This is a genomic window from Sporomusa sp. (genome assembly GCF_035561255.1).
Classification (GTDB): Bacteria; Bacillota; Negativicutes; order Sporomusales; family Sporomusaceae; genus Sporomusa.
This window is the reverse complement of record NZ_DATMXX010000002.1, coordinates 20,959-28,820: the sequence shown is the minus strand read 5'-3', so window position 1 is coordinate 28,820 and position 7,862 is coordinate 20,959. Positions and strand designations below refer to the sequence as shown.

The 7,862-nt window shown below is 45.8% G+C and carries 8 protein-coding genes and 1 riboswitch; all 8 genes read left to right on the top strand.

Annotation, left to right across the window (positions count from 1 at the left end; translation table 11 throughout):
• Positions 1 to 138 precede the first annotated feature (138 nt).
• The 8 genes from VN379_RS00185 to priA all read left to right on the top strand — a co-directional run bounded on the left by VN379_RS00185 (position 139) and on the right by priA (position 7,805).
• Positions 139 to 1,023 carry a YicC/YloC family endoribonuclease gene (locus tag VN379_RS00185; RefSeq protein WP_325529599.1) on the top strand — a complete coding sequence of 295 codons (885 nt, stop codon included), beginning with the start codon at positions 139 to 141 and terminating at the stop codon, positions 1,021 to 1,023.
• Positions 1,024 to 1,070: 47 nt separating this feature from the next.
• Positions 1,071 to 1,337 (top strand): extracellular matrix/biofilm regulator RemA, encoded by a 267-nt coding sequence (remA, locus tag VN379_RS00180; RefSeq protein ID WP_325529597.1) that lies wholly within the window; start codon positions 1,071 to 1,073, stop codon positions 1,335 to 1,337.
• Positions 1,338 to 1,358: 21 nt separating this feature from the next.
• A complete protein-coding gene (gene gmk, locus VN379_RS00175) occupies positions 1,359 to 2,006 on the top strand; it encodes a guanylate kinase (RefSeq protein WP_325529595.1) in 648 nt (215 codons plus the stop codon).
• A gap of 16 nt (positions 2,007 to 2,022) precedes the next feature.
• On the top strand, positions 2,023 to 2,229 hold the full coding sequence (gene rpoZ, locus VN379_RS00170; RefSeq protein ID WP_325529593.1) for a DNA-directed RNA polymerase subunit omega: 207 nt from the start codon (positions 2,023 to 2,025) through the stop codon (positions 2,227 to 2,229).
• 9 nt (positions 2,230 to 2,238) lie between these two features.
• Positions 2,239 to 3,441 (top strand): bifunctional phosphopantothenoylcysteine decarboxylase/phosphopantothenate--cysteine ligase CoaBC, encoded by a 1,203-nt coding sequence (coaBC, locus tag VN379_RS00165; RefSeq protein ID WP_325529591.1) that lies wholly within the window; start codon positions 2,239 to 2,241, stop codon positions 3,439 to 3,441.
• A gap of 53 nt (positions 3,442 to 3,494) precedes the next feature.
• Positions 3,495 to 3,603, top strand: a riboswitch (SAM riboswitch).
• Positions 3,604 to 3,668: 65 nt separating this feature from the next.
• Positions 3,669 to 4,859: a methionine adenosyltransferase gene (metK, locus tag VN379_RS00160; RefSeq protein ID WP_325529589.1), complete on the top strand. Its 1,191-nt coding sequence runs from the start codon at positions 3,669 to 3,671 to the stop codon at positions 4,857 to 4,859.
• A gap of 72 nt (positions 4,860 to 4,931) precedes the next feature.
• Complete coding sequence (locus tag VN379_RS00155) at positions 4,932 to 5,159, top strand: heavy-metal-associated domain-containing protein (RefSeq protein WP_325529587.1); 228 nt, start codon at positions 4,932 to 4,934, stop codon at positions 5,157 to 5,159.
• A gap of 222 nt (positions 5,160 to 5,381) precedes the next feature.
• Complete coding sequence (gene priA, locus VN379_RS00150) at positions 5,382 to 7,805, top strand: primosomal protein N' (RefSeq protein ID WP_325529585.1); 2,424 nt, start codon at positions 5,382 to 5,384, stop codon at positions 7,803 to 7,805.
• Positions 7,806 to 7,862: the final 57 nt, after the last annotated feature.

Sequence of the window (7,862 nt, the reverse complement as noted above, 5' to 3'; positions counted from 1 at the left end):
AAAATGGAGTATATCTCCATTTATTTTTTTGGTAAAAAGGGATTTAGGGCGGGCAAAGCGAAGTAACAGTAAAAATCTACGGGTTAAAATTGTATTATTCGTCAATAATAACCATACGCAAAGGAAGGTGCCGTTTTCGTGCTAAAAAGTATGACCGGATTTGGCCGGGGTGAATATATTGATTCGACCCATCGGATTGTTGTCGAGATTAAAGCAGTAAATCACCGGTATAACGAGATTGTTATTCGACTGCCCAAAGCGTTAGGCAGTCTTGAGGACAAAGTCCGCCGCGGTATTGCCAATACAATTTTACGCGGACGGATAGACGCTTTTATCACAGTCGATGAATATGGTGAAAAGAAACGGACAGTAAGGGTTGACAAAGAATTGGCAATGGCTTACCATAATGCAATGAGAGAATTAGCCGGTATTTTTGAAATGCCTACCAGCGATAATATCTTTCACCTTTCCAAATACCCTGATGTGCTCAAAGTGGAGGAAGTAGCAGAAGACGTTGAGCAACTGTGGCCTAAGCTGGCATCGGCCATTAATTCAGCAGTTATAAATCTCATGAAAATGCGTGAGGCAGAAGGAGCTAATATTGAGCAAGACCTCTTAGAACGGGTTGGCAAACTGTACACTTATATCGCCACTGTGGAAGAGCGGGCGCCACAAATCCTTGTCGAATACCGTGAGAGACTGCTAAACCGCATGCGGGAGCTGTTAGCCGCGGTAGGGTCAGAACCTGATGAAACCAGATTGCTCCAGGAAACAGCTATATTTGCTGATAGAACTAATGTTACTGAAGAAATTGTAAGATTAAAAAGCCATTTATCACAATTTAAGGCGACTGTTTCAGCACCTGAAGCGGTTGGCCGAAAGCTTGATTTTATTGTCCAAGAGATTAACAGGGAAACAAATACTATAGCTTCTAAAGCAAACGATTCCACAATTGCCAATGTGGTCGTTGAAATTAAAAGTGAGATTGAGAAGGTCAGAGAGCAAATCCAAAACATAGAGTAATATAGGAGCTTACGTCTATAGCCTATAAACATATAGGAGGAGTCTTAATGGATATAAAATTGATTAATATTGGTTTTGGCAATATAGTATCGGCAAATAGGATTATTTCTATTGTCAGCCCAGAATCTGCTCCCATCAAGAGGATTATCCAGGAAGCGCGTGACCGTGGGATGCTTATTGACGCTACATATGGACGTCGGACCCGCGCAGTTATCATTACTGACAGCGACCATGTCATTTTATCGGCTGTACAGCCAGAAACAGTAGCCCACCGTCTAACCAGCAAAGATACCAGTGATGAAGCTGCCGAATAACCATTTGAAAGGAGATTGCCTATGGCGCAGCAAGGAATTTTGATTGTTATTTCCGGTCCATCAGGCACCGGTAAAGGGACTATTTGTCGTGAGTTGCTGCGTAGCAATCCCCGTCTGAAATACTCTATATCAGCCACTACACGCCCGCCGCGAGTGGGAGAGGTAGATGGGGTAAACTACCTATTCACTGGCAAAAATCAATTTAAAACCATGATTGAGAATGGCGAGTTACTGGAATGGGCCGAAGTTTACGGAAATTTCTATGGAACACCACGCCAATATGTACTGGATCAGCTAAAATGCGGCTATGATGTCGTATTGGAAATTGATACCCAGGGAGCCATGAAGGTAAAAGATAATTTTTCGCAAGGTGTTTATGTGTACATTGTCCCTCCCTCACTCGATGAACTGGCTGATAGAATTTATAAACGCGGTACTGACAGTCCTGATGTAATCCAAAATCGCTTAAGTTGTGCAAGCGGTGAACTTAAACTAGCGCACAATTATCATTATATTGTGGTTAATGACCAGGTAGCTGCAGCTGTACAAAGAATTGAAACCATAATTACGGCCGAAAAATTTCGGGCAGAACGTAATTCCGATTTAATTGATAGCCTCTACCATTCAAAATGCATATGTACCGAGCACGTGGCACCTTCAAGTAAATAGGCTAGGGGGAGACATAATGATTAATCCGTCTTTAGATGTTTTAGTACAAAAAGTTGATAGTAAATACACACTGGTAGTACTTGCTGCCAAACGGGCCAGAGAGATTATGGATGGGAAGCCGTCTTTGATTGAATCCAAATCCAACAAACCGGTAACAATTGCCCTGGAAGAAATTGCCCAAGGAAAGATTACGTACGAACGCACCAAAACTGGTATTAAATAGGAGGAGACAATGTCCGCAGGTCATACTATTGTCATGGGAGTTTCCGGCGGTATTGCAGCCTATAAAGCCGTAGACGTTGTTAGTCGTTTAAAAAAAGCCGGTCATAATGTTTATGTCATTATGACCAAATCCGCCACTGCATTTGTCACGCCGCTTACCTTCCGCGAGATAAGCGGTAATCCGGTAATTACCGACATGTGGGAAGAACCTAAAACATGGAATGTTCAACATATCGCACTGGCTTCTCGCGCAGATTTATTTATTATTGTTCCGGCAACAGCCAATATCATTGGCAAAATAGCAGGCGGTATTGCAGACGACATGCTTACCACTACAGTAATGGCTACTACAGCACCCGTTGTGCTGGCACCAGCCATGAATACGAATATGTTTCTTAATCCGATTACTCAACAAAACTTAGCAAAATTGAAGGGCTTGGGGTATCATATTATTGAACCTGCCACCGGCATGTTAGCTTGTGGGGTCGAAGGTCCTGGCCGCTTACCAGAACCAGCATTAATTGTTGAAAACTTAATTTCTCTCTTACATACCAGACATGAACTGACCGGCAAACGCCTGCTGGTTACTGCCGCTGGCACGCGGGAACCCATCGACCCTGTCAGATATCTCGGCAACCGTTCCAGCGGCAAAATGGGCTATGCACTGGCCCAGGCTGCAGTTGCCCGCGGTGCCGAGGTTATTCTAATTTCCGGCCCTTCAGCGTTACCCTCACCGCCTGGCGTTACCATAAAACGGGTAGAAACAGCCGCAGAAATGCACGCTGCGGTTTTAGCTGAGTTTGACACTGTTGATGTTGTAATTAAAGCGGCCGCCGTTGCCGACTATCGCCCCGAATTGGCGGCTGAGCAAAAGATAAAGAAAACCGGCAACACTCTAACCCTGAATCTCATTAAAAACCCGGATATCCTGCGCGAGTTAGGCCAACGAAAAAAGCAGCAGCTATTGATTGGCTTTGCAGCTGAAACCGAAGATCTTATTGCACACGCCCACAAAAAATTGCTTAACAAAAATCTTGATATGATTGTTGCTAATGATGTCACATTACCTGGCGCCGGCTTTAACCTTGACACTAATATTGTCAAGGTTATCCACAAAGACGGTATGGTGGAAGAATTGCCTCAGCAAAGTAAATATCAGGTGGCAGAGATTATTATAGACAAAATATGTGCAATGCTGACAAATTCTACTTGATTTTTTTTCAAAATTAGATTAAAATTTTTCTGATGTGAAAATTGAATATCTTATACTCATCAAGAGTGGTGGAGGGACTGGCCCGATGAAACCGCGGCAACCATTTAGCAGTATTCTGCTGAAAACGGTGCCAATTCCGGCGGCAAGACCGTAAGATGGGAGTGAAAAATCACGCCTCCCTTGCGGGGGTTTTTCTTTTTTAGATCAAACTAGGAGGGATTGTTATTTTGGAAAAAAAACGTGTGCTCTTTACATCTGAATCTGTAACTGAAGGCCATCCTGATAAGATCGCCGACCAAATTTCTGACAGTGTTCTTGACGCTATTCTGGCTCATGACCCGTCAGCCCGGGTAGCCTGCGAAACACTGGTAACTACCGGTATTGTGCATGTAGTGGGAGAAATTACTACTACTTGCTATGTAGATATTCCCAAAATTGTCCGGGAAACCATCAAGGATATCGGCTATACTCGCGCCAAATATGGTTTTGATGGCGAAACCTGTGGTGTGCTGACCTCAATTGATGAGCAATCACCGGATATTGCTATGGGGGTAGACAAGGCCTTAGAAGCCAAACAGGGCGACATGGATACTATTGAAGCAATTGGTGCAGGTGATCAGGGCATGATGTTTGGTTATGCCACCAACGAAACCCCCGAATATATGCCGTTACCCATCGCTTTAGCCCATAAACTGGCGCGCAGGCTGTCTGAAGTCCGCAAAAACGGTGAACTCGGTTACCTGCGTCCTGATGGCAAAACCCAGGTCACTGTTGAGTACGAGGATGGCAAACCAGTGCGTATCGACACCATCGTTGTTTCTACTCAGCATAGCCCGGAAGTAGACCGTGAAACAATTGAGAAAGACCTTATTGCTAAAGTTGTCATCCCCATCGTTCCTGAGCAGCTCTTAGATGCCAAAACAAAATATTACATCAATCCTACCGGCCGCTTTGTAGTCGGTGGTCCGCAAGGTGATGCCGGTTTAACAGGCCGTAAAATCATTGTAGATACATATGGTGGTATGGCCCGGCATGGTGGCGGCGCTTTCTCGGGCAAAGACCCAACAAAGGTTGACCGTTCGGCTGCTTACGCTGCCCGCTATGTAGCCAAAAATGTTGTTGCCGCAGGCTTAGCTGACAAATGCGAAATTCAGTTGGCTTATGCCATTGGTATTGCCCGTCCGGTTTCTGTAATGGTGGAAACTTTTGGTACAGCTAAGATTGCTGAGCTGAAAATTGTCGAACTCATTAATAAACACTTTGATTTAAGGCCGGCGGGTATTATTAAATCCCTTGATCTTAGGCGTCCTATCTATCGTCAGACTGCTGCCTATGGTCATTTTGGCCGCACTGATGTTAACCTGCCCTGGGAACAAACCGACAAAGCTGAGGTTCTGCGTAAAGAAGCTAATATATAACTAATTAATTATCGACCAATGGTAATACTAACAATGCTGGACATTCACTTCAGTAAAAAGGGGGGTATTCCGTTGGCTACACAGAAAAATACCAAACAATCCATTTACCGTGTTGGGGGCCTCAAAGGCGACCACTGCCGGGATCGTATTGAGCATACATTGTCCCATCTTCACGGTGTTTCCTCAGTTAAGGTGGACTTAACTTCCCATCAAGTGGCGGTCAACCATGACGAATCAATTACCTCTAGCGGATATATTGAAGAAACCTTACAATCACTTGGCTACTCCATCCAGGGTTAGGAAGTGCGCTTAATGAAGCTCCATTTTTCGCCGCTGCGAAGACACCGTACCAAACGTTTTTTTAAGCGTTTGCCGATGGACACCGGGCTTGAATGGGAAATGGCCGCTCATTACCCCGAAAACCGGTAGCAGGTATTTGACAATTAAAAAGCGAATATATAACTAAAATTAAAGAGGGGACTGCACAGTCCCCTTCTCTTTATTCGAATAAGTGGTGAAAACATGTCAAATACTGCCCAGGTTATTGTCAATATTCCGACCCGTAGCCTTGATAAGCCATTCTCTTATATTATTCCCGCCCACTTACCCGGTATTGGAGTGGGCTCACGGGTTCTTGTACCTTTTAGCAACCGTAAGGTTGAAGGCTTTATCATTGGCTTGGCACTTGAAAACACTGAAGGCTTAAAACCCATCCTGGATGTTTTAGATGATTATCCCTGGTTTGACAGCAATATGCTGGAAACAGCCAAATGGCTAAGTGAATATTATCTGTGTTCATTGGGTGAAGCCATGCGGCTATTTATTCCCGGTCAGTCCGGTATTAAAACACAAAAGGCATATCAAGCTCCTGACGGCGTTGATGTTGAGCAGACCGCCGCTTTACTAAGCAATAAACCGGAAGAGTATCGTACTGCGCTTACCTACATATATGAACATGGCCCTGTCACACTAACTGACTTTGCTAAACTGGCAATTAACCCGGACACCATGATAAAATTCTTTTTACAGCATAAACTAATTGTCAATGCCGACACGGTAAGCAAACGTGGTAAGGCCAACGAAACAACACTGATTAATTTAGCTGTAAGCAGGGAAGCAGCCGCGCAAATTGAGCAAAACCTCCCCAAAACCAAGGGAGCACAACGCCGGTTGCTCAGCGCGCTGTTACATACGAAGGACGAGCTCAGCGCCACTCAATTACGCGACCTCAGTATTACCCAGGATACTGTAAAAAAATTGGCAGAGCAGGGTCTCATCACTACCCGCCGTGTACCATTATTCCGGAACAGCTACGCCGGAGGATGCCTGAGATCGCCTGAAGTCAACCTGACACCGGAGCAGTCTCATGCATTAAGTTTAATTGTACCGGCAATAAACACCGGACTTCACAGCTCATTCTTAATCCATGGTGTTACCGGCAGTGGTAAGACATTGGTCTACATCAAGGCAGTCGCCGAGGCAAGGCGGCTTAAACGCCAGGCGATAGTCTTAGTGCCGGAGATCGCGCTGACAAGCCAAATTGTCGCCCGTTTCAAAGCTGCATTCGGCGAAGACGTTGTTGTCATGCACAGCAAACTGGCTGTAGGTGAACGGCATGATGCGTGGCGCCGTCTGCAGGCAGGCCACGCTGGAATTGTCATTGGCGCCCGTTCGGCATTATTTGCCCCAGTGAGCCATCTAGGTCTAATAATCATAGATGAAGAACACGAATTTACTTATAAACAGGAAGAAACACCCCGCTACCATGCCCGGGAGGTGGCGTTAGCCAGAGCGAGACTGGCCGGAGCTGTTGTTGTGCTTGGCAGTGCTACACCTGCCGTTGAGACCTATTACAAGGCACTCCAAGGGGAATATACACTAATTCCTATGAATAAGCGGGTGGACAATACACCGATGCCGGCGGTTACAGTTGTGGATATGCGTCAGGAACTGGCACAAGGCCGCCGCAGCGTCATCTCGCAGGCCCTGCAGGATATGCTGACTGAAACGTTAGCAAAAAGCGAACAGGCCATCATCCTGCTTAACCGTCGCGGCTATTCTACATTTGTCCTGTGTCGTGAATGCGGCCATGTTCTCAAATGCCGCCACTGTGACATCTCGCTGGTTTATCATGCCCCGGCTAACGTTTTGCGCTGCCATTATTGCCAAGAACGGCACACCGTACCCGATACCTGCCCGGAATGCAGCAGCCGCTATATTCGCTATTTTGGCGCCGGTACGCAAAAGGTAGAAGAGGCGCTGGCCGCCTCATTCCCGGCAGCTAGAATTGTGCGTATGGACCAGGACACTACTGGTGGCAAAATGGCTCATGACAAGATACTGTCTGCCTTCGCCGCCGGAACGTATGATATTCTCCTCGGCACCCAGATGGTAGCCAAAGGGCATGACATCCCCAATGTAACGGCAGTTGGCATTATCTCGGCAGATACTGCCCTTAATTTACCCGATTTCCGCGCAGCTGAAAAAACCTTTTCCCTGCTGACTCAGGCGGCTGGGCGGGCCGGGCGTGGCACCAAAACCGGCCGGGTAGTCATGCAGACCTATAACCCGGAACACTATGCCATAACCGCCGGCGCAGACCATAATTATCTGACATTTTATCAAAATGAAATTTCCTTCCGCCATCAGTTAAACTATCCACCTTACGCAAATTTAGTAAAAATAACTGTTCATGCCGCTGACGAGGTAACTGTTCACCGTAATGCTAACCAATTGGCAGCAGAGCTTACTCAGGCATTAGCTATGGCAGATACTTCAATTATTGGTCCATTTCCGGCTTCTGTTAATAAAATAAAAGATGTCTTTCGTGTTAATATCCTCATAAAAACTCAGGTTTTGTCCAAAGTAACCCACCAGCTAGCCATCTTAAGTATAGCCTGTCGCCGCGACATCATAGTCGACATTGACCCGGTTAATGTTCTTTAGTCTGAGCTAGCTACTTTCCCGACAAAAGAAACTATGGTAAAATTTTTCTAATGGTCT